The organism is Pseudomonas bohemica, assembly GCF_002934685.1.
Lineage (GTDB): Bacteria > Pseudomonadota > Gammaproteobacteria > Pseudomonadales > Pseudomonadaceae > Aquipseudomonas > Aquipseudomonas bohemica.
Map to the genome: position 1 here is coordinate 624 of NZ_NKHL01000088.1, position 584 is coordinate 1207.

1 protein-coding gene is annotated in these 584 nt (G+C 60.8%); it reads right to left on the bottom strand.

Annotated features, from left to right (window positions below):
* The coding region (locus CE491_RS05600) for a glycoside hydrolase family 19 protein (RefSeq protein WP_110947431.1) at positions 1-557 on the bottom strand (557 nt) is incomplete at its 3' end.
* Between the last annotated feature and the right edge of the window lie 27 nt (positions 558-584).

Below are 584 nucleotides of genomic sequence, written 5' to 3' on the forward strand. Positions count from 1 at the left end.
TTCAGCCCGCCATTGATCTTGCGGGTAATCCCCTGAAGGTCTCCGGTATCCGCCAGCGAGTTCAGTCCGTTGACCGACCAGAACCAGGCGGCAGACATCGCGGCGTGCGGAGGCTGCTCGAGCAGTTCCGGCGAGGTGATCAGCTCCAGCCCCAGCGCATCGCCGCATTTCCGGTAGTTGTCCTTGCCGGTGATCTGGATCAACCCCCTGCCCCGGTACTTCCAGCCGTCACCACTGGCCGCAGCGCCATTTCCCATCCGGGATGCATAGGCGATGTTCGCGATCTTCTCGGGCTTGCGGGCGCACTCGGCGGCCAGGGATTCGCTAAAGCGGCTGGGCCATGTTTTGCGCAATGCATCGGCGCTGTAGTTCAGGTTCTCAACCAGAACCGTCAGTTGGGTAGACTCATGCCCGACCTGGGCGATGAATGCCGCGGTGCGCGCCGGCGTGACGATCTGGAAGTTGCCCATTGCGGTGTTCAGCACAGGCACAAAGGTGGCTGCAACCTTGGCCGAACTCGGCAAGGTCGTGATGAGTTGCGCTTGCGTGATCGACATTTCACTTTCCTCAAGACGTAAAAAAGC